The 19,938-nt window shown below is 73.6% G+C and carries 18 protein-coding genes and 8 tRNA genes; 11 read left to right on the plus strand and 15 right to left on the minus strand.

The genetic code is table 11. The features are described 5' to 3' along the window. Window positions 1–41: 41 nt before the first annotated feature. From thrS to ACWD4B_RS08775, 3 genes are all read right to left on the minus strand, one after another. The gene (thrS, locus tag ACWD4B_RS08765) at window positions 42–2,021 is read right to left on the minus strand and encodes a threonine--tRNA ligase (protein ID WP_451420123.1); all 1,980 of its coding nucleotides are present in this window, start codon (window positions 2,019–2,021) and stop codon (window positions 42–44) included. A gap of 83 nt (window positions 2,022–2,104) precedes the next feature. Next, window positions 2,105–3,283, minus strand: a complete 1,179-nt coding sequence (locus ACWD4B_RS08770) for a hypothetical protein (protein WP_451420124.1) — start codon at window positions 3,281–3,283, stop codon at window positions 2,105–2,107. Continuing rightward, window positions 3,283–3,882, minus strand: a complete 600-nt coding sequence (locus ACWD4B_RS08775) for a DUF4365 domain-containing protein (RefSeq protein WP_451420125.1) — start codon at window positions 3,880–3,882, stop codon at window positions 3,283–3,285. The genes ACWD4B_RS08770 and ACWD4B_RS08775 overlap by 1 nt, the downstream gene beginning before the upstream one ends. A 165-nt stretch (window positions 3,883–4,047) precedes the next feature. On the opposite strand from ACWD4B_RS08775, the gene ACWD4B_RS08780 reads away from it, so the two are divergent. Beyond that, the gene (locus tag ACWD4B_RS08780) at window positions 4,048–4,773 is read left to right on the plus strand and encodes an exonuclease domain-containing protein (protein ID WP_451420126.1); all 726 of its coding nucleotides are present in this window, start codon (window positions 4,048–4,050) and stop codon (window positions 4,771–4,773) included. Window positions 4,774–4,831: 58 nt separating this feature from the next. Here the strand turns inward: ACWD4B_RS08780 and ACWD4B_RS08785 are convergent. The 3 genes from ACWD4B_RS08785 to ACWD4B_RS08795 all read right to left on the minus strand — a co-directional run bounded on the left by ACWD4B_RS08785 (window position 4,832) and on the right by ACWD4B_RS08795 (window position 5,577). Next, window positions 4,832–4,903, minus strand: a tRNA-Val gene (locus tag ACWD4B_RS08785). A gap of 62 nt (window positions 4,904–4,965) precedes the next feature. Next, a complete protein-coding gene (locus ACWD4B_RS08790; RefSeq protein WP_451420127.1) occupies window positions 4,966–5,436 on the minus strand; it encodes an SRPBCC family protein in 471 nt (156 codons plus the stop codon). 69 nt (window positions 5,437–5,505) lie between these two features. After that, window positions 5,506–5,577, minus strand: a tRNA-Val gene (locus tag ACWD4B_RS08795). A 310-nt stretch (window positions 5,578–5,887) separates the two neighbouring features. Here ACWD4B_RS08795 and ACWD4B_RS08800 point away from each other — a divergent pair. After that, complete coding sequence (locus tag ACWD4B_RS08800; protein ID WP_003959770.1) at window positions 5,888–6,301, plus strand: SsgA family sporulation/cell division regulator; 414 nt, start codon at window positions 5,888–5,890, stop codon at window positions 6,299–6,301. Between the two features lie 218 nt (window positions 6,302–6,519). Further along, window positions 6,520–7,053, plus strand: coding sequence for a CGNR zinc finger domain-containing protein (locus ACWD4B_RS08805; RefSeq protein WP_451420128.1), 534 nt, complete (start codon window positions 6,520–6,522; stop codon window positions 7,051–7,053). Window positions 7,054–7,056: 3 nt separating this feature from the next. Here the strand turns inward: ACWD4B_RS08805 and ACWD4B_RS08810 are convergent, their stop codons facing one another. Both ACWD4B_RS08810 and ACWD4B_RS08815 read right to left on the minus strand, forming a co-directional pair. Next, complete coding sequence (locus ACWD4B_RS08810; RefSeq protein WP_336414329.1) at window positions 7,057–7,197, minus strand: hypothetical protein; 141 nt, start codon at window positions 7,195–7,197, stop codon at window positions 7,057–7,059. A gap of 68 nt (window positions 7,198–7,265) precedes the next feature. Then, the gene (locus tag ACWD4B_RS08815; RefSeq protein ID WP_451420129.1) at window positions 7,266–7,715 is read right to left on the minus strand and encodes a hypothetical protein; all 450 of its coding nucleotides are present in this window, start codon (window positions 7,713–7,715) and stop codon (window positions 7,266–7,268) included. Window positions 7,716–7,880: 165 nt separating this feature from the next. Here ACWD4B_RS08815 and ACWD4B_RS08820 point away from each other — a divergent pair, with 165 nt between their 5' ends. Then, a complete protein-coding gene (locus ACWD4B_RS08820; RefSeq protein WP_451420130.1) occupies window positions 7,881–8,390 on the plus strand; it encodes a DsbA family protein in 510 nt (169 codons plus the stop codon). A 42-nt stretch (window positions 8,391–8,432) separates the two neighbouring features. Here the strand turns inward: ACWD4B_RS08820 and ACWD4B_RS08825 are convergent, their stop codons facing one another. From ACWD4B_RS08825 to ACWD4B_RS08835, 3 genes are read right to left on the minus strand one after another with little or no spacing between them, the layout of a single operon-like run. After that, the gene (locus ACWD4B_RS08825) at window positions 8,433–9,251 is read right to left on the minus strand and encodes a GNAT family N-acetyltransferase (protein WP_451420131.1); all 819 of its coding nucleotides are present in this window, start codon (window positions 9,249–9,251) and stop codon (window positions 8,433–8,435) included. A 40-nt stretch (window positions 9,252–9,291) separates the two neighbouring features. Beyond that, on the minus strand, window positions 9,292–10,113 hold the full coding sequence (locus tag ACWD4B_RS08830; protein WP_451420132.1) for an aminotransferase class IV: 822 nt from the start codon (window positions 10,111–10,113) through the stop codon (window positions 9,292–9,294). Next, the gene (locus tag ACWD4B_RS08835) at window positions 10,110–11,177 is read right to left on the minus strand and encodes a chorismate-binding protein (protein ID WP_451420133.1); all 1,068 of its coding nucleotides are present in this window, start codon (window positions 11,175–11,177) and stop codon (window positions 10,110–10,112) included. Before ACWD4B_RS08835 ends, ACWD4B_RS08830 begins: the two co-directional genes overlap by 4 nt. A 160-nt stretch (window positions 11,178–11,337) precedes the next feature. Between ACWD4B_RS08835 and ACWD4B_RS08840 the strand changes: the two genes are divergently transcribed. The 6 genes from ACWD4B_RS08840 (at window position 11,338) to ACWD4B_RS08865 (ending at window position 11,868) form a co-directional block, all read left to right on the plus strand. Then, window positions 11,338–11,410, plus strand: a tRNA-Gly gene (locus ACWD4B_RS08840). Between the two features lie 33 nt (window positions 11,411–11,443). Beyond that, window positions 11,444–11,517, plus strand: a tRNA-Cys gene (locus ACWD4B_RS08845). Between the two features lies 1 nt (window position 11,518). Further along, window positions 11,519–11,590: transfer RNA gene (locus ACWD4B_RS08850), tRNA-Val, on the plus strand. 23 nt (window positions 11,591–11,613) lie between these two features. Then, window positions 11,614–11,685, plus strand: a tRNA-Val gene (locus ACWD4B_RS08855). A gap of 13 nt (window positions 11,686–11,698) precedes the next feature. Next, window positions 11,699–11,770 (plus strand) — tRNA-Val (locus tag ACWD4B_RS08860). A 23-nt stretch (window positions 11,771–11,793) separates the two neighbouring features. Then, window positions 11,794–11,868 (plus strand) — tRNA-Val (locus ACWD4B_RS08865). A 189-nt stretch (window positions 11,869–12,057) separates the two neighbouring features. On the opposite strand, the gene ACWD4B_RS08870 is transcribed toward ACWD4B_RS08865, so the two are convergent. Continuing rightward, on the minus strand, window positions 12,058–12,267 hold the full coding sequence (locus ACWD4B_RS08870; RefSeq protein WP_336414323.1) for a hypothetical protein: 210 nt from the start codon (window positions 12,265–12,267) through the stop codon (window positions 12,058–12,060). A 591-nt stretch (window positions 12,268–12,858) separates the two neighbouring features. Here ACWD4B_RS08870 and ACWD4B_RS08875 point away from each other — a divergent pair. Next, window positions 12,859–14,088 (plus strand): protein kinase domain-containing protein, encoded by a 1,230-nt coding sequence (locus ACWD4B_RS08875; RefSeq protein WP_451420134.1) that lies wholly within the window; start codon window positions 12,859–12,861, stop codon window positions 14,086–14,088. Window positions 14,089–14,091: 3 nt separating this feature from the next. On the opposite strand, the gene ACWD4B_RS08880 is transcribed toward ACWD4B_RS08875, so the two are convergent. The 3 genes from ACWD4B_RS08880 to cobT form a co-directional block, all read right to left on the minus strand. Further along, window positions 14,092–14,910, minus strand: a complete 819-nt coding sequence (locus tag ACWD4B_RS08880; RefSeq protein ID WP_336414321.1) for an RNA methyltransferase — start codon at window positions 14,908–14,910, stop codon at window positions 14,092–14,094. A 68-nt stretch (window positions 14,911–14,978) separates the two neighbouring features. Next, window positions 14,979–16,190: a uroporphyrinogen-III C-methyltransferase gene (cobA, locus tag ACWD4B_RS08885; RefSeq protein ID WP_451420135.1), complete on the minus strand. Its 1,212-nt coding sequence runs from the start codon at window positions 16,188–16,190 to the stop codon at window positions 14,979–14,981. A gap of 117 nt (window positions 16,191–16,307) precedes the next feature. Then, on the minus strand, window positions 16,308–19,817 hold the full coding sequence (gene cobT, locus ACWD4B_RS08890; protein ID WP_451420136.1) for a nicotinate-nucleotide--dimethylbenzimidazole phosphoribosyltransferase: 3,510 nt from the start codon (window positions 19,815–19,817) through the stop codon (window positions 16,308–16,310). Window positions 19,818–19,938: the final 121 nt, after the last annotated feature.

Below are 19,938 nucleotides of genomic sequence, written 5' to 3' on the forward strand. Positions count from 1 at the left end.
GCCCTGGCGGGCCGCCCCTCGGGTTGTTCGTCCGCGGAACGTCAGACCTGGACGCGGCGCTCCACCACGTCGACGATCTTCGCGATGGCCTCGTCGCGCGGGATGCCGTTCTCCTGCGAACCGTCGCGGTAACGGAACGACACCGTGCCCGCGTTCATGTCGTCGTCACCGACGATGATCATGAAGGGGACCTTGAGCTTCTGGTGGTTCCTGATTTTCTTCTGCATCCGGTCCGAGGAGGCGTCGACCTCCACCCGCAGGCCCTGCTTCTTCGCCTCCGCGGCGAACTCCTGCAGGTACGGCACGTGCGCCTCGCCGATCGGGATGCCGACCGCCTGGACCGGGGCCAGCCACGCCGGGAACGCGCCCGCGTAGTGCTCCAGCAGCACGCCGAAGAACCGCTCGATCGAGCCGAACAGAGCCCGGTGGATCATGACGGGCTGCTGGCGCGAGCCGTCCGCCGCCGTGTACTCCAGGCCGAAGCGCGCGGGCTGGTTGAAGTCGACCTGGAGGGTCGACATCTGCCAGGAACGGCCGATCGCGTCACGCGCCTGCACCGAGATCTTCGGGCCGTAGAACGCGGCGCCGCCCGGGTCCGGAGTCAGCGGCAGGCCCTGCTTCTCGGCCGCCTGGCGCAGCGCCTCGGTGGCCTCCTCCCACGCCTCGTCCGAGCCGATGAACTTGTCCGACTCGGGGTCGCGGGTCGACAGCTCCAGCTCGAAGTCGGTCAGGCCGTAGTCGCGCAGCAGGTCGAGCACGAAGGTGAGGAGCGTGTCGAGCTCCTCCGGCATCTGCTCCTTGGTGCAGTAGATGTGCGAGTCGTCCTGGGTGAAGCCGCGGGAGCGGGTCAGGCCGTGGACGACGCCGGACTTCTCGTAGCGGTAGACCGTGCCGAACTCGAAGAGGCGGAGGGGGAGCTCACGGTAGGACCGCCCGCGCGACTTGAAGATCAAGTTGTGCATCGGGCAGTTCATGGCCTTCAGGCGGTAGTTCTGCCCGTCGAACTCGATGGGCGGGAACATGGCCTCGCCGTAGTGCGGCAGGTGCCCCGAGGTCTCGAAGAGGTGTTCCTTCGTGAGGTGCGGGGTGTTCACGAACTCGTAGTCCGCGTCCTCGTGCCGGCGGCGCGAGTAGTTCTCCATCTCCTTGCGGATCACCCCGCCCTTGGGGTGGAAGACCGCCAGGCCGGGGCCCAGCTCGTCCGGGAAGGAGAACAGGTCGAGCTCGGCGCCGAGCTTGCGGTGGTCGCGCTTCTCGGCCTCGGCCAGGAAGTCCAGGTGCGCCTTCAGCTCGTCCTTCGTCGGCCACGCGGTGCCGTAGATGCGCTGGAGCATCGGGTTCTTCTCGCTGCCGCGCCAGTACGCGGCGGCGTTGCGCATCAGCTTGAACGCCGGGACGACGCGGGTGGTCGGCAGGTGCGGACCCCGGCAGAGGTCCTTCCAGCACAGGTCCCCGGTCTTCGCGTCCAGGTTGTCGTAGATGGTGAGCTCGCCCGAGCCGACCTCGACGTCCGCGCCGTCGTCGTGCGAAGCGGAGCCCTTGAGGCCGATCAGCTCCAGCTTGTACGGCTCGTCCGCGAGCTCCTCGCGGGCGGCCTCGTCGGTGACCACGCGGCGGGAGAACTTCTGCCCCCGCTTGACGATCTCCTGCATCTTCTTCTCGATGGCCTTGAGGTCATCGGGGTGGAACGGCTTCTCGACGTCGAAGTCGTAGTAGAAGCCGTCCTTGACCGGCGGACCGATGCCCAGCTTGGCCTCCGGGAAGAGCTCCTGGACGGCCTGGGCCATGATGTGCGCGGTCGAGTGGCGCAGGATGTTGAGACCGTCCTCGGAGGAGATCTCGACGGGCTCGACCTCCTCGCCGTCGGCGACGACGTACGCGAGGTCCTTGAGCTCGCCCGCGACCCGGGCGGCGACGACGGTGCGCTCGCCCGCGAAGAGCTCGGCGGCCGTCGTGCCCGTGGTCACCACGCGCTCTTCCCGCTCGGAATCGCGTTGGATGGTCACACGGACGTCTGACACCGGTCTCTCCTGACTCACGGGATGCCACAGCGGTTCGCTGCGGCCTGAATCGTACCGAGCCGGGCCCACTGCCCGCTAAACGGTCAGCCGTCGCCGTCCCTCTCCCCCAAGGCCTCGAGATTCTCCTGGAGCGATTTGAGCAGCCGGTCCCGCTCCGCCTCGTCCACCTCCGCGGGCATCACACCGCCCGCGTCGGCCAGCCGCCGGAAGCCGCTGCGGCTCTCCAGCCGTCCGGTCACCCTGACCGGCAGGCCGAGCAGGTGCGCATAGCCGGCGATTCGGTAGTCCTCCGCACCGAGCAGGGCCCGCACCTGGGTGACGTCCGCACCGGCCAGCACCCGCAGCCGCACCGTCCCCGCCCCGCCCTGTGCCTCGCGGCGCATCCGCACCACGGCCGCGGTGAGCAGGACGGGCACCGAGGGCTCGTCCCGGACGTACCGGGCGCCCGCCTCGCGCAGCGCCGGGAGGTCGCCCGGGCTGAACTCGACGGGCTCGGGCCGTGCGGCGAAGCCCCCGGGCGGACCGGCGGCGGGCGCCCACTCCACGCCGACGCGGATGCCCTCCGAGCCGCCGACGAGCGCGACCACGGCCTCGGTCAGCTCCCTGCTCACCCCTGCCGCGACGGCCGCGTCGAGGGCGTCCCAGCGCCCCGTGGCCCGCTGGTAGTCGCAGCCGTCGCGAGCCGCCTGCAGGGCGCGCAGCAGGGCGGTGACGACGGCCCGGGAACCGTCCGCCGGGGCGAAAACGGTCAGCTCGCGGCCGCCCGGCGCGGGGCCCACCAGGAGCGGCTCCAGGGAGGCCTCGGCCTCGCGGCGGCGCCGGGCACCGTGGTGGCCGGCGGGGCCGCGGGCGGCGAGGGCGCCGGCGAGCAGCATGGCGCGGACTCCTGCACGCAGCCGCTCCTGCGCGGTCCAGGCGGCGGCCGGGACACGGGGTTCGGGGATCCCGCGCCACCAGCGGATCTCGTCACTGGGCAGGTGCAGGGCGATGAGGACGGCGCGCGCGGAGGGGGCGGCACTGCGTTCGAGCGCGGTGAGGGCCTCGGCGAGCAGGTCGGCGCTGTCGGGGAAGACGCTGCTCTCCGGGACGAGGAGGCTGGTGCCGGCGCCGGTGCCCTGGGGCGGTGTCCAGCGGCTGTAGCGCCCGTGGCCGCCGCCGCGGCGCCGCCAGCCGTGCCGGGCGAGCAGGGCGGCGAGGACGCGGGGGTCGGGCGGCGGGGCGGGCCGGGCCGCGGTGGGGCGGTGCTCGGGCCGTTGATGCATCAGGGTCTCCCTCCCGCCCCGACCCGGTTCATGATTGCGCAGAGGGCGCGGTCGTCGAAGACGTGCGAGGTCGGTATCCGCACGGTGGTCCGGCGTCTGCCGGTCACGGGGTGCCCGGCGAGATTGGTCCAGTAGCAGCAGTGCCGCAGTTCGAGGTGGTCGTGGCCGGCGCGGAGCCAGTCGTCCGGGCTCCGGGGCACGATCATCACGACGAGGATCTTGTGCACGGAGACCGGGGTGCGGGCGAGCTTGACCAGGTGGTCGTTGTCGAGGGTGAACGGGACCGACGTGCGGGCGCCGGGCACCGCCGCCCAGGGGCCGAGCTGGTAGGTGCACTTGAGCTGCACCTTGATGGTGACCTCGTCGTCGGCGGTGTGCCCGGGGGCGCTGTGGCTGACGTGCCAGTCGATGCCGTTGTCGGGAAAGGGCTGGGCGAGCGAGCAGCCGGCTGCGGCGGCCACCGCGTGCAGATAGCCGATCTGCAGGGTCTCCATGCAGGCCGTGACGGCGAGCGTGCCGCGCACCGGCCCGGGCGGGGGAACCGGTGGGGTCAGCAGGCCGCCGGTCGGTGCGGCGGGGTCGGGCTGCGCGAGCGCCATGTCCGAAAGCCTTCCGGGCTCGCCTGTCCTGTGGTCCGTACAACTGTGTTGTCTCCGCACGAACTCCCCGCCAAACAGGGGCGGTTCGGTCCGTACTACGGCCGGGTATCACCTGGCGGGGAGGGGAAACACGCCATTTGCCGGACAAGCGCGAGGAGTTGTGACATGCCGTGCTGGTTCGAAGGAGCACTTGCCGCCTTCGACACCGAGACCACCGGTGTCGACGTCGAACACGACCGGATCGTGTCGGCGGCGGTCGTGGCGCAGTCACAGGCGGGGGCCTCGCCGGTGGTGACGCGCTGGCTGGTCGACCCCGGGGTCCCGGTCCCCGAAGGGGCGACGACCGTCCACGGTCTGACGGAGGCCCATCTGCAGCGGCACGGCCGGTGGCCGTCCCCCGTGATGGAGGAGATAGCCCGGGCGCTGGCCGGCCATGCCGCCCGCGGCGTGCCGCTGGTGGTGATGAACGCGCCGTTCGATCTGACGCTGCTGGACCGCGAGTTGCGCCGGCACCGGGCCTCGTCACTGGCCGGGTATCTGGCCGGGTCGCCGCTGTGCGTGCTGGACCCGTGGGTGCTCGACAAGCACCTGGACCGCTACCGCAAGGGCCGCCGGACGCTGACGGACCTGTGCACGCACTACGGGGTGGAGCTGTCCGGGGCGCACGACGCGTCCGCGGACGCGGTGGCGGCGCTGGAGGTGGTCCGGGCGGTGGGGCGGCGCTTCGCCTCGCGCCTGGACCGGCTGAGCCCGACCGAGCTGCACGCGCGGCAGGAGGTGTGGCACGCGGCGCAGGCGCGTGGCCTGCAGGCGTGGTTCGCGCGCAACGGCTCCGACGAACAGTGCGACCCGGCATGGCCGCTGCGGCCGGAGATCCGCGCCGCGGCGTGAGGGCCCGGCCACAACGCACAAGGCCGGTCCGTCGGTTGACGGACCGGCCTTGCCGGGGTGGGCGATACTGGGATCGAACCAGTGACCCCTTCGGTGTGAACGAAGTGCTCTCCCGCTGAGCTAATCGCCCGGGTCGTTCTCGCGGTTTCCCGCGGGAACGCACTGAACAATACAGGTGATCGCGCCGTTCCTTCAAATTCCCGGGGCCCCACGGTCCAGGCGGGCACGCAGTCCACGTCGGCCGGCGCGCATCATCCACGCGTGGTTGGCGAGGAAGAAGGGGCGGCCGGGCAGGGCCAGGCGCCGCATCACGGGCTTGCGGACCTCCACTTCCTGATCGAAGCGGGCCAGGCTGCCGGCCTTGCCGCGGTCCAGGACGGTCCAGCGGGCCCAGCCCTCGAGGTCACCGGTCATGGCGATCTCCAGGACGCGGGCGGCGGGGTCGCGGCGGGTCTCGCGGGCGGTGACGGTGAGCTCGTACGGCAGGAACGAGCGGAAGCGCGCGGTGCCGCCGGTGTCGTCGACGGGATCGACCCGCCGGACCTGCGGCCACCAGTCGGGATACTCCTCCGCGGCCTCGAGGACGGTGTAGACGGCGTCGGGGGGTGCGGGCAGCGGCCAGGCGTCGCGGAAACGGTAGCGATGGAGAGAGCGCCGGGGCATGCCGCCAGGGCACACCAAAAGACCGAGGGCCCGCAAGGTGGTATTCCTTGCGGGCCCTCGGTACCAGGGTGGGCGATACTGGGATCGAACCAGTGACCTCTTCGGTGTGAACGAAGCGCTCTCCCGCTGAGCTAATCGCCCGGGCGCACCGCAAACATTACCGCATGTCAGAGGGTGCGCCGAACCCCCTGCGCGGGGTCGGCGGCGCCGCTGCGCCCGGTTCGTCACGCTCCGTGTCCCCGCTCTCCGCGCCCGGCGCACCGCGACGTCCACCGGCGCGTTCCGGAAATGACCGGTTCGGCGGTATACACGGCGTCACGACTGGGCCGTACGAGGTATCCGAAGAGCCTCAAAACGGTCAGAGGGGTTTACAACGGCACCGTAGGTGGCATGTCGATTTCGCCGACGTGCGAATCCCCGAGCGCACACTGAGCGAAAGGCCCTGGCGCTTATGAACACCACGGTCAGCTGCGAGCTGCACCTGCGCCTCGTTGTGTCGAGCGAATCCTCACTGCCTGTACCCGCAGGCCTGCGGTACGACACGGCCGATCCGTATGCCGTGCACGCCACCTTCCACACCGGAGCCGAAGAGACGGTCGAATGGGTCTTCGCCCGTGACCTGCTCGCCGAGGGCCTGCACCGGCCCACCGGCACCGGCGACGTCCGCGTCTGGCCGTCCCGCAGCCACGGTCAGGGCGTCGTCTGCATCGCGCTGAGCTCTCCCGAGGGCGAGGCGCTGCTGGAGGCCCCGGCCCGGGCGCTGGAGTCCTTCCTGAAGCGGACCGACGCCGCCGTCCCGCCGGGCACCGAACACCGTCACTTCGACCTGGACACGGAGCTTTCCCACATCCTGGCCGAGAGCTGACCTCCGGAGCGCACCAGCCCACTCGGGGAGGCAGTGCGCAGCATCTTGCACATACGGCACGACACGGCGCCGTCGCCGCGGATCCTCCGCGGCGGCGGCGCCGTCGCGTTGCGCTCTTGCGGGCGCCGGTAAGGTCGGTGCCCGCGGTCGAACAGATGCCGCCCCGGAACCATCCGCCCCGCCCGTCCCGTCCGCCCGGCAAGGGAGCGTCCGAATCCGTGCTGATCAACCATGACACCCGGTGTGCGCTGGATGCCGTCGTCGATCTCCTCAACAGCGGCCCCGGCGACCCGCAGGAACTGCAGGGCTTCGTCGAGCGCCACGGGATCAGCGGGATCGGGGTGCTGCAGGACGAGGACCTGCGGGCGGTGCTGGCCGTACGGGACCGGTTCGCGCAGGTCTTCGACGCCGAGGCCGTGCCGGCCGCGGCCGAGTTGCTCAATGTGCTGATCGCCGGAGCGGGCACCACGCCGCGGCTGACCGACCACGACGGCTACGACTGGCACGTGCACTACTTCGCGCCCGGCGCCTCCGTGGCCGAGCACCTGGCGGCGGACGGCGGGATGGCGCTCGCCTTCCTGCTGGTGGCGGGCGAACGCGAGCGGCTGCGGCGCTGCGCGGCACCGGACTGCGGGCGGGCCTTCGTCGATCTCTCGCGCAATCGCTCGCGCCGCTACTGCGACGGCCGCACCTGCGGGAACCGGCTCCACGTGGCCGCGTACCGGGCGCGCCGCCGGGAGGCGGCGGGCTGAGCGTCACCATCGGTAGAGATCATGGACCGCGGTCACCAGGATCAGGGTGGCTATGAAGGTCAGGAAGAACATCAGGGGCGGTTGCGACAGTGCGAAGAGGCAGCCGCGCGGTTCCTCGGTGATCTCGGCCGGTTCGTCGTTCATCTCCGCCGATCATGGCGCAGCCCGGACCCGGTGCACCGGCGAACGCGCAAACTCGGCAGGGGAGTTCGTCAGATCCCGTGCTTCTTGAGGATCGCCTCGATGTCGGAGAAATCCTCCCCGTCGGACGCGGGGGCCTTCGCCTTTGTCCTGCCCGTGGGGCGCTCGGTGCGGGCGGGACCGAGCGAGGGGGCCGAGGCGGCGGGGGCCACGGCGTCGGGCCCTGCGGCGGCGGCCGCCGCCCGGCGCTCCTTGCGGCTGCCCCCGCGGCGGCGCTCGACGGCCCTGCTCACCGCGAACAGCACGGCCGAGAGCGCGAGCACGGCGAAGCCGGCCCAGACGGAGGGCTTGAGGACGAGGCCGGTGAGCCAGTCGACGACGCCGGTCAGGACCAGCCCGACGGGGATCAGGGCGTAGGCGGCGATGCGGGTCGCGGCGAGGAAGCGCTTGCGGTAGGCCGTCAGCACGGCGATGCCGAGGCCGGCCGCGGACACCGCGGCACATACGGTCGAGGTCAGCATCCGGTCCTCCTGTCGTGACGGTCTTCTGCCTCCATCCTGCACCGGCCCGGACCGCGCAGGCCACGGCCCGGCGGGGGCTCAGGGAGATCTCCGGGTCGTCTCGGGGGCGTTCTCCTCCCCGGGACCGAGATCTCCGCGCCCCGGACGGGCTGGGAGACTGGTCCCATGAGCGACACCGACACCACCGCCCCCGTCGTCCTCGACGTCTGGTGCGAGCTCCAGTGCACCGACTGCCGTACCGCCCTCGACGACCTGCGTGCGCTGCGCGCCCGGTTCGGCGAGCGGCTGGAGATCCGGCTGCGGCACTTCCCGCTGGAGAAGCACAAGCATTCCTACGCCGCCGCGCAGGCTGCCGAGGAGGCGGCCGAGCAGGGACGGGCGTGGCCGTACGCCGAGGCGGTGCTGGCCCGCGCCGAGGAACTGGAGAAGCGGGGCGAGCCGCTGCTGGCCGAGATCGCGGCCGGACTCGGGCTGGACGCCGAGGAGATCGGCACCGCGCTGATCGACGGGCGGCACATGCTGATCGTCGACGCCGACCAGGCGGAGGGCAAGGCGATCGGGGTGACCGGTACGCCCACCTACGTCATCGGCGGGGAGCGGCTGGACGGCGGGAAGAGCCAGGATGGCCTGCGGCAGCGGGTCGAGGAGATTGCCGAGCGGCTGCTGGCCGGTTGAACGCTGCAGGTCGGCTGTGGCTGATCGCGCAGTTCCCCGCGGCTAGAGCAGTTCCTTCGACAAGTGGTACTCCTCCGGCTCGTAGCCCAGTGACTCGTACAGGCGCCGTGCCGGGGGGTTGTCGGCGAAGACGTTGAGCCGGAGGCGGTCCGCTCCGGCTGTGCGGGTCTCGGTCTCGGCCAGGAGCATCAGGGAGCGGCCGTGGCCCCGGCCCCGGTGGCCGGGGTCGACCTCCACCCGGTAGACGAAACCGCGCAGGGCGGCCCACAGGGTGCCCACCCGGATGCCGCGGTGGGTGAGGACGCGCAGCAGCATGCCTTCGGTGCTCCGGCCGTCGGGGAGCAGGGCGCGGTGATCGGCCTCGGCCTGGGCGCGTGCCCGGTCGGCGGGGACGCCGTATGCGGTCCAGCGCTCCGCGTACTCCGCCCGTGCGGCCGGTTCCCAGACCGCGAACTCCGCCTCCGTCATGGGCCGTCCGCCGGTGCCGTCCGGCAGGGACGGCGGCTCGGCGGACAGGAGCTTGCCCATGGTGCGGTTGCGTTCGGTGTAGCCGAGCGCGGTGGCGAGCGGCAGGCCCGCCGCGGCCTGTTCGGCGGCGACGCAGACCTCCACCCGCCGGCAGCCCCAGCCGCGCAGCACCTCCTCGGCGGCGAGGGCCGCGACCGTGCCCCGGCCGCGGCGCCGGTCGGGCACCTGGACGCCGAGCCGGACGATCCGTCCGACGCCGGGTCCGAAGCGCCGGTCGGTGGCGAGGTCGATGCTGCCGACGGGGCGGCTGTTGACACGGATCTCGTACCGGCGGGACCGACCGCCGTCGTCGGTGCGCTGTTCGGGGGCCGCGGGGCGCAGGGTGGTGGTCACGTTGGTGTTGTACCGGCCACGCGGCCGTACGTCACCGGCTTTACGGATCGGGAACGGTCGCCGCGTGCTCGTCGAAGACCCGCATCGCCTCCGCCGTCACCGGGCCGGGCGCGGCCGGGAGCCTGCGGCCGTCGAGGGTGTGGACGGCCTGGACGTCGCGGGTGCTGGAGGTCAGGAAGACCTCCTCGGCACGTTCCAGGACGTCGAAGGGCAGGTCGGTCTCCTTGGCGCCGACCCATTCCAGGACGAGGGCCCGGGTGATGCCGGCGAGGCAGCCGGAGGCGAGCGGCGGGGTGTGCAGTGCGCCGTCGAGGACGACGAAGACGTTGGAGCCGGTGCCCTCGCAGAGCCGGCCGGCGGTGTTGGCGAACAGGGCCTCGGAGGCGCCCTGTTCGCGGGCCCGGGCCAGGGCGACGACGTTCTCGGCGTACGAGGTGGACTTGATCCCGGTGAGGGCACCGCGCTCGTTGCGGGTCCAGGGGACGGTGACCACGGCCGTGGTGTCCGGACGGCGCGAGACCTCGGTCAGGGCGACGAGGAGGGTCGGGGCGCCGTCGCCGCGGTCGGAGCCGAGCGGGGCGAGCCCTCCGGTGAAGGTGATGCGGAGTCTGCCCCGGGGCGCAGGGTTGGCGCCGAGAACGGCCGTGCAGGCGGCCCGTACCTCGTCGAGGTCCGGCTCGGGCAGACCGATGCCGCGTGCCGACGCGGCGAGCCGGGCCACGTGCCGGGTGAGCGCGAAGGGCCGGCCGTCGGTGGTCTTGAGCGTCTCGAAGACGCCGTCGCCGACGGTCAGACCGTGGTCGAAGACCGAGACCCTGGCGTCCGCGGGGTCGCACAGGGATCCGTCGAACCAGATCTTCACCGGATTCTCCCTCCGAGCGGCTGGTACGTTCCCGACGCTATCGCCAGCAGCCGGGCCGCCTTGAGTTCCGTCTCGGCCCACTCCCCCTCCGGGTCGGACCCCCAGGTGATCCCGGCGCCGGTGCCGAAGCGCAGGACGGGGCCGCCTACGGCGGCCCGGTCGATCCAGAACGTGCGGATGCCCACGGCGAGTTCGCCGGTGCCGCGGTCGGCGTCGACCCAGCCGACGCCTCCGCAGTAGGGACCGCGGGGGGCGGTCTCCAGGGACTCGATGATCTGCAGGGCGCTGGTCTTGGGGGCGCCGGTGACCGAGCCGGGCGGGAAGGTGGCGGCGAACAGCTCAGCCCAGGCCCGTCCCCGGTACTTCTCCGCCGTCTCGCCGCGGACGGTGGAGACGAGGTGCACCAGGCCGGGGTGCGGCTCGACCGCGCAGAGCGCGGGGACGGTGACGGAGCCGGTGGCGCAGACGCGGCCGAGGTCGTTGCGGACCAGGTCCACGATCATGACGTTCTCGGCGTAGTCCTTCTCCAGCAGCTCGTCCGCGGTGCGGGCGGTGCCCTTGATCGGCCCGGACTCGACCGTGGTGCCGGTGCGGCGCAGATACAGCTCCGGGGAGGCGGTGGCGACCTCCACCCCGTGGGCGGGCAGCCGCACCGTGCCCGCGTGGGGGGCGGGGTTGCCCCGGGCGAGCAGCGCGGTGAGGGCGTCGACGTCGGCGGCGGCCGGGTCGGGCAGGGGCGCGCTCAGCACCCGGCAGAGGTTGGCCTGGTAGACCTCGCCGGCCGCGATGTGCTCGCGGATGCGGCGGACGCCCGCGATGTAGGCGTCCCGGTCCAGCGAGCTGGTCCAGGCGTCCGGGGCGGGCCCGCGCCAGCGGCCGGGGACCGGGGCGGGGGCCGGCGCGGGCCGGACGTCGGCGAAGCGGGCGCAGTGCAGGCCGCCCTCGAAGTCGGCGACGACCGCCCACCAGCCCGTGGAGTCCAGAGCGGCGGGGTCGCTGGTCACGTCGCGCAGATCGGTCGCGAGCAGCCCGCCGAAGCGGGCCATGGGGGTGAGGTCGTGCACGTCAACGAGTCTATGGCGCGGTCCTCCGGGCGACCCGGGGACGGGATCGGATCGGGATCAGCGCAGCACGCTGCGGAAACGGAATTTGAGCTGGAGCCGGAATCCGCTAGAGTTCAACACGTCGCCGGGACGCGGAAGCGCCCCGGAGAAACGACAAACTGCGGACGTGGCTCAGCTGGTAGAGCATCACCTTGCCAAGGTGAGGGTCGCGAGTTCGAATCTCGTCGTCCGCTCGATGTGGGGGATCTTCCCGACCCCCCGCTCCTGGTGGAGTGGCCGAGAGGCGAGGCAACGGCCTGCAAAGCCGTCTACACGGGTTCAAATCCCGTCTCCACCTCCAAGGACGATTAGCTCAGCGGGAGAGCGCTTCCCTGACACGGAAGAGGTCACTGGTTCAATCCCAGTATCGTCCACTGGATCCCCATGGATCTTCCCCGCGCGATTAGCTCAGCGGGAGAGCGCTTCCCTGACACGGAAGAGGTCACTGGTTCAATCCCAGTATCGCGCACGCAGCACTGCCCGGACGATTAGCTCAGCGGGAGAGCGCTTCCCTGACACGGAAGAGGTCACTGGTTCAATCCCAGTATCGTCCACTGGATCCGCAAGGATCTTCCCCGCGCGATTAGCTCAGCGGGAGAGCGCTTCCCTGACACGGAAGAGGTCACTGGTTCAATCCCAGTATCGCGCACCATGATCGGCCGGAGGCCGGAGCACCACGGTGTTCCGGCCTCCGGCCTTTTGCGGCGTCGGCCTGCACACACGCCTTGGCCGGGTACCTCCCCAGGTACCCGGCCAGCCGTGCCGTCCGCCGCACCCCCGTCCCCACGGGGTCAGTGCCGGTCTGTCCCCGGCCCGGGCCGCTCTCCCGGGCCCGGGGCGCTCAGCGCCCCAGCATTCCGGCCACGGACGACGCCTGAGTGACGACGGCGTGCCAGCCGCCGAAGACCACCGCGAGGAAGGCCGCCAGGGGCAGCACCATCACCGTGGCCACCAGCGGGTGGCGGGTCGGGGAGGATCGCCCGCCGAAGATCTCCGCGGCACCGGGCGGCTGCGCCCGGCCGGCCGTGGTGCGCCGTGCCGTGTCCGACATGCTCTCTCCTCCCTCCGTTCCCTGCCTGTGCGTCCCGCTGCAAGGGCGGCGGGCGTCCGACCTCGGGGGACGAGTACTGTCGCCCGCCGCTTGTGTTCCACAGTAGGCGCGGGCCGGGGGCCGGACGTCATGCCCGCGTACCGATTGCCGGGCCTCCCCGAGGATGAGGCTGCAGCCCGGGTGCTACTCCCCTGGGTGGAGAACACGGGCCCGCGCCTGGGGGACTTCCCGGAGGCGCACCCCGGCGCTGGCCCGTGGCCGCAGGTGACTTCGATCACTCGGGCCCTGCCGGGCCGCAGCTCCGGCCCGTCCCCGGCCACTTCCCGCGCCCACGCGGCCCGGCCCGTCCGGCGGGGCCGCCAAACCCCCTTCCGCCATGGCTTCTTGGCCTCTCCCCCAGGTCCGGAGGCCCGCAACCGGCGCCCCGCGCCCCCTCCCAGGGACCCCGGCCGGGCACCGGCAAACCCGTTGCCGACGCATGCGCGGCCTCTCAGCGCGCCCGGCCGTCAATCCGTAAGCTGTGCCACGTCAGACGCCGGGCGTACGGCGGGCGGCCAAGTGGGGCGGCCCCACCGGAGGTAGGGGACGAAGATGACGATGATGCGGCTCCGGCGCGAGGACCCGCGTGTCGTCGGCTCGTTCCGGCTGCACCGGCGGCTGGGCGCGGGCGGCATGGGCGTGGTCTACCTCGGCTCCGACCGGCGCGGCCAGCGCGTCGCACTGAAGGTGATCCGGCCGGACCTGGCCGAGGACCAGGAGTTCCGTTCGCGCTTCGCCCGCGAGGTGTCGGCCGCCCGGCGCATCCGCGGCGGCTGTACGGCGCGGCTGGTGGCCGCAGACCTGGAGGCGGACCGGCCCTGGTTCGCCACGCAGTACGTGCCCGGCCCCTCGCTGCACGACAAGGTGAACGAGGAGGGGCCGCTGTCGGCCGCTCAGGTCGCCTCCGTCGGGGCCGCGTTGGCCGAGGGGCTGCTGGCGGTGCACGATGCCGGAGTGGTCCACCGCGACCTCAAGCCGTCGAACATCCTGCTCTCCCCCAAGGGCCCCCGCATCATCGACTTCGGGATCGCCTGGGCCACCGGCGCGAGCACCCTCACCCACGTGGGCACGGCCGTCGGCTCGCCCGGCTTCCTCGCGCCCGAGCAGGTGCGCGGGGCCGCGGTGACGCCGGCCACGGACGTCTTCGCCCTCGGCGCCACGCTGGCCTACGCCGCCACGGCCGACTCCCCGTTCGGGCAGGGCAGTTCGGAGGTCATGCTCTACCGCGTGGTGCACGAGGAGCCGCAGCTCATGGGCGTGCCCGATGCGCTCGCTCCGCTCCTCCACGCATGTCTGGCCAAGGATCCCGAGGACCGGCCGAGCACGCTGCAACTGTCGCTGAGGCTGAAGGAGATCGCCGCGCGCGAGGCGCACGGGCTGTCGGAGGTCCGTCCGCCGGCGCCGCGGCGCGAGCCGGACCGGCCGCAGGGACGGCGGGCCGAGGAGTACGAGCGGCAGCGCACCGAGCGGCAGCCGGGCAGTTCGCCCACGCCCCGCCCGCACGCCCCCGCGCGTCCGCAGGCCCGGCAGCATCCGCAGCCGGCCGAGACGGTCCGCGCCCCACGGCCGCCCGCCGCGGGGCCGGGCGGCACCCGTCCCGGCACCCGGCGCCCGGGGCCGGACCGGCGGCTGCTGCGCCAGCGGCTGATCGTCTTCGTGGTGGTGACGCTGCTCGTCGCCCTGGGCATCGCGGCGGCACAGGGCTGCCAGGGCCCGGCCCACAACACGAACGGGCAGTCGGCGACGGTGACATCACAGGCGCCGCGCTCCGGCGCCCCGTAAGGCTCAGCTCTCCGGGCGCCCCGAAGTAACCGCGTAGAACGCCACGGCGGCCGCCGCACCGACATTGAGCGAATCGACCCCGTGCGCCATCGGGATGCGGACCCATTCGTCCGCAGCCCGCAGCGCACGGGCCGACAGGCCCTCACCCTCCGCCCCGAGCATCAGCGCGACGCGGTCCAGACGGTGCGGGGCCGCCACGTCCATGGACGTGGCCTTCTCGTCCGGCGTCAGGGCCAGGACCCGGAAACCCGCCTCGCGCAGCGTCTCCAGGTCGCGCGGCCAGGTCTCCAGGCGCGCGTACGGAACGGAGAAGACGGCGCCCATCGAGACCTTCACCGAGCGCCGGTAGAGCGGATCGGCACAGTCCGGGGAGAGCAGGACCGCGTCCATGCCGAGGGCGGCGGCGCTGCGGAAGATGGCGCCGATGTTGGTGTGGTCGTTGACCTTCTCCATCACGGCGACGCGGCGCGCTCCGCGCAGCAGCCCGGCGGCGTCGGGCAGCGGCTTGCGCTGCATGGACGCCAGGGCGCCGCGGTGCACGTGATAGCCCGTCACCCGCTCGGCGAGCTCGGGCGCGACGGCGTACACCGGGGCGGGGGACTCCTCGATGACGTCCCGCATCGTGTCGACCCACTTGGCCGAGAGCAGCATCGACCGCATGGCGTAGCCGGCCTGGCGGGCGCGCCGGATCACCTTCTCGCCCTCGGCGATGAACAGGCCCTCGGCCGGTTCGCGGCGGCGCCGGAGTTCGACGTCGGTCAGGCCCGTGTAGTCGTGCAGGCGCGGGTCGTCGGGGTCGTCGATGGTGATCAGGTCGGCCATGCGGGTGTGCTCTTCTCGGTGGTTCGGCTGCGGGTTGGTGGGGGCTGGTCGCGCAGTTCCCCGCGCCCCTACGGGGCGCGGAAGCGCACGACCTCGCCGATCACGACGACCGCGGGCGGGCGTATGCCCTCCGCCTTCACCCTCTCCCCCACCGTGGCGAGCGTCGCGTCGACGCGGCGCTGCGCCGCCGTGGTGCCCTCCTGGACGACGGCCACGGGCGTGTCCGCGGGGCGGCCGTGGTGGATCAGGACCGCGGCGATCCTGCCGATGTTCTCCACCGACATCAGGAGGACGAGCGTGCCCTGCAGCCGGGCCAGGGCCGCCCAGTCCACCAGGGAGCGCGGGTCGTCGGGGGCCACGTGCCCGCTGACGACGGTGAACTCGTGGGCCACGCCCCGGTGGGTGACGGGGATGCCGGCCGCGGCCGGCACGCTGATCGAGCTGGAGATGCCGGGGACGACGGTGCACGGGATGCCGTGCTCGGCCAGGGCCTGCACCTCTTCCATGCCGCGGCCGAAGACGAACGGGTCGCCGCCCTTGAGGCGGACGACGGCCTTGCCGGCCTTCGCGTGCTCGATCAGGGCGTTGTTGATGGCCTCCTGGGCCATGAACCGGCCGTACGGGATCTTCGCCGCGTCGATGATCTCGACGTGCGGCGGGAGTTCGTCCAGCAGATCGCGCGGGCCCAGCCGGTCGGCGATGACGACGTCCGCCTCGGCGAGCAGACGGCGGCCGCGGACGGTGATGAGGTCCGGGTCGCCGGGACCGCCGCCGACGAGGGCGACGCCCTTGTGCCGGGGGCGGTGGTGCGGGGCGGCGAGCGAGCCGTCGCGCAGGCCCTCGACGATCGTGTCGCGCAGCGCCGCCGAGCGGCGCGGGTCGTTGCCCGTGAGCACGGCGACGGTGACGCCCTCGCTGCGGCCGGTGGCCGGGGTCCAGGCGGAGGCGGCCGTGGCGTCGTCGCTGCGCACGGCCCACACGCGGCGGGCCTCGGCCTCGGCGGAGGCGGCCGCGTTGGCGGCGGGGTCGTCGGTGGTGATCAGGGCGTACCAGGCACCGTCGAGGTCGCCGTCGCGGTAGCGGCGGCGCTCCCAGCGCAGTTCACCGGCCTCGGCCATGGCCTCGACGGACGGCGTGGCGGAGGGCGACACCAGCAGGACGTCCGCACCGGCCGCGATCAGCGCGGGCAGCCGGCGCTGGGCGACCTGGCCGGCGCCGAGAACGACGACGCGCCGCCCGGCAAGACGGAGTCCGACGGGGTAGGGGGCGTGCTCGGCCATGGCGGTGCGGCCTCTCGTAGTGCGGTACGGGTTCGTCGGCGCACACGCCGTTGTGTGCAGGGAAGCAGGCGGGCGGGGCACACCCCCTGGGGGCGTACCCCGCCTGCGACGGGTCCGTCAACCCTTCTCCGTCACACCCGCGGTGTCAAAGGTGGCCACCTCGTGCATCGCGCGGGCGGCGCTCTGCACCACCGGCAGCGCCAGCAGCGCACCCGTGCCCTCGCCCAGGCGCAGGTCCAGGTCCACCAGCGGGCGCAGCCCCAGCTTGGTGAGCGCGGCCACGTGGCCGGGCTCCGCGCTGCGGTGTCCCGCGATGCACGCGGCGAGCGCCTCCGGCGCGATGGCGCGGGCGACCAGGGCGGCCGCGCCCGCGCTCACGCCGTCCAGGATCACCGGCGTGCGCAGCGAGGCGCCGCCGAGGATCAGGCCGACCATGGCGGCGTGCTCCAGGCCGCCGATCGCGGCGAGCACCCCGATCGGGTCGTCCGGGTCCGGCTGGTGCAGCTCCAGGGCGCGGCGCACGACGTCGACCTTGCGGGCGTGCATCTCGTCGTTGATGCCGGTGCCGCGGCCGGTGATCTCGGCCGGGTCCGCGCCCGTGTAGACGGAGATGAGGGCGGCCGACACCGTGGTGTTGGCGATGCCCATCTCGCCCGTCAGCAGTGCCTTGTTGCCCGCCGTGACCAGGTCGCGGGCCGTCTCGATGCCGGTCTCGACGGCGCGCAGCGCCTCCTCGCGGGTCATCGCGGGCCCGGTGGTGAAGTCGTTCGTACCGGGCCGGATCTTGCGCGGCAACAGGCCGGGGGTGCTGGGCAGTTCGGCCGCCACGCCGACGTCCACGACGCAGACCTCGGCGCCGACCTGGTTGGCGAAGGCGTTGCAGACCGCCCCGCCGCCCAGGAAGTTGGCGACCATCTGGGCCGTGACCTCCTGCGGCCAGGCCGTGACGCCCTGGTGGTGGACGCCGTGGTCGCCCGCGAAGATCGCGACGGCGGCCGGCTCCGGGATCGGCGGCGGGCACTTGCGGGACAGGCCGCACAGCTGCGCCGAGATGATCTCCAGCATGCCGAGCGCGCCGGACGGCTTGGTCATCCGCTTCTGGCGCTCCCACGCCTCGCCGAGCGCCTTGGCGTCCAGCGGGCGGATGCCGCGCAGGGTCTCGGCGAGCAGGTCGTGCGGGTCCTCGCCGGGCAGGGCGCGGCGCCCGTACGTCTCCTCGTGCACCACCCACGACAGCGGGCGGCGCTTGGACCAGCCGGCCTGCATCAGCTCGGGCTCGTCAGGGAATTCGTCGACGTAGCCGATGCAGAGGTAGGCCACGACCTCCAGGTGCTCCGGCAGGCCGAGGGAGCGGACCATCTCGCGCTCGTCGAAGAAGCTGACCCAGCCCACGCCGAGGCCCTCCGCACGGGCGGCGAGCCAGAGGTTCTCCACGGCCAGCGCGGAGGAGTACGGGGCCATCTGCGGCTGGGTGTGCCGGCCGAGGGTGTGCCGGCCGCCGCGGGTGGGGTCGGCGGTGACGACGATGTTGACGGGCGTGTCGAGGATGGCCTCGATCTTCAGTTCCTTGAACTGCTTGGCCCGGGCCTTCGGCAGCGACTTGGCGTAGGCGTCGCGCTGCCGGGTGGCCAGCTCGTGCATCGTCTGCCGGGTCTCGGCGGAGCGGATGACGACGAAGTCCCAGGGCTGCGAGTGCCCGACGCTCGGCGCGGTGTGCGCGGCCTCGAGGACGCGCAGCAGCACCTCGTGCGGGATCGGGTCGGTGCGGAACCCCTTGCGGATGTCGCGGCGTTCGCGCATGACGCGGTGGACCGCTTCGCGCTCGGCGGCGGCGTACCCGTCGGCCGGGGGGCCGGCCGGTTCGGCGGGCTCGGGCTCGACGAGCTCGACGGGCTCCGCCTGCGGCCGGTCCTCGGCGTCCGGTGCCGGGGCGTCCTGCCGGGGCGCGGCCGGTTCGGGGTGCGCGGGGACCTCGGTCTCCGGCGCGACCGCCTCGGCCGCCACCGGCGTCACGGGCTCGGCCCGGACCTCGGCGACCGGCTCCGGCTCGGGCGCCGCAGGCTCCGCGTGCTGGTCGGCGGCGGGCTGAGGCGCCGTCAACACTGCGGGCTCGGCCTCGACCACGGCGACCGGCTCCGGCTCCACCGGTGCCGGCTCGGGCGCCACGGGCTCGGGGTGCGGGGCAACGGCCTGCTCGGGCACGGCCGTCGGGGCGGCCGGCTCGGCCTGGACCTCGGCAACCGGCTCCGGCGCCGCGGGCTCGGCCGGCGCCACGGCGACCGGCTCGGGAGCGGGCGCCTCGACCGCCACGGGCTCGGGCACCTCGGCCGGTACCGGAGCCTCCGGTTCGGCGGGGGCGGGAACGGCCTGCTGCACCACGGCAACCGGCTCCGGCACAACGGCCTGCGCGGCCACCGGCACGACGGGCTCGGGCACGACGGGCTCGGGCTGCGCCGCAACCGCCTCGGGCTGAGGCACCACGACCGGCTCCGGCATCACGGGCTCGGCCTGCACCGGGGCGGGGTCGGCCGGCGCGGCGGGCACCGGCTCCTGCGGCGCGGGGTCCTGAGGAACCGTCGGAGCCGGGGCGGGCTCCTCCGGCGCCGGGGCGACTGCTGCCGGGACGGGCTCGGGCTGCGCGGGGGCGGCCTCCGGCGCGGGAGCGCTCTCCTCCACGACGGCGACCGGCTGCTCTACGGGCTCGGGGTGGACGGGCCCGGTCTGCGGGGCCGACTCGGCCGCCACGGGCGCGACCTGATCCGGCACCACCGCGGCCACGGCCTGCTGCGCAGGCTCCTCGTGCACCGGGGCGGCCGGTGCCGCGGGCTCCTCCGGGACGACCACGGCGGCGGCCTGCGGCACGGCGACCGGCTCGGGCTCCGCCGGCTGCACCGGCTCCTCCGGGGCAGGCGCCGCCTGCTCCGGCACGGCAACCGGCTCCGGCGCCTGCTGCACAGGCGCGGCCTGCACAGGAACAGCCTGCGCAGGAACAGCCGCCTCGGCCGGCGGCTGCACCGGCCCGGGAGCACCGGCAGGCGATCCCGCACCGGCCACTATCGACTCGGAGGCGCCCCCGGCCGGGGTGCTCTGGGGCGGCACGCCACCGGTGTTCTGCGACGGGACGAACGCCACAACCGGCTCCGCGGCGGGTGCAGTCGGGGCCGCGTCGGCCTGGGGCACGGGCGGGCGGACCGGCGTGGCGGCCGGCGGCTGCGGCGCGGCGGGGCCGCGGTCCGCGAGGGAGCGGACGACGCCGCCGCTCGACGGGTCCGGCACGGGCGGGCCCATGTGCAGCGGACGGCGGGCCGCCGCGGGGGCAGCCGGAGCGGCGGGAGCCGCAGGGGGCGAGGTGCGGACGCCGGTGAAGTCGACGGAACCGGTGTCCCGGCCGCCCGACTCGTGCGTGCCGCCGCCCTGGAGGGTCGGCTGTTCCATCCAGGCGCCCTGGGCGCCCGGCATCAGCAGCAGGTCGTCCTCGTCGGCGGTGTCCGCCTGGTCGAGGAAGATGTACGGAGCCGGGCTTCCGGTGTCGGCAGGAGCCGGCGCATCCGCGGGGAGCGGGTGCCCGGGCAGTGCGCCTGCGTTCTCCGGCTGTCCCTCGTCCGGGAACCGGCCGGTGTCGGTCATGCGTACCCCTCGCCCATCGGTAGTGCTCCTTCCAGCCGCTGACGCCCATACACACAACGAGCGTCCATGCCTCGCGGCACGTGCGTGCCACCGCTGCCACCCTGCCCTGTGCCCGCCAAAA

This window comes from Streptomyces sp. NPDC002536 (assembly GCF_053594995.1).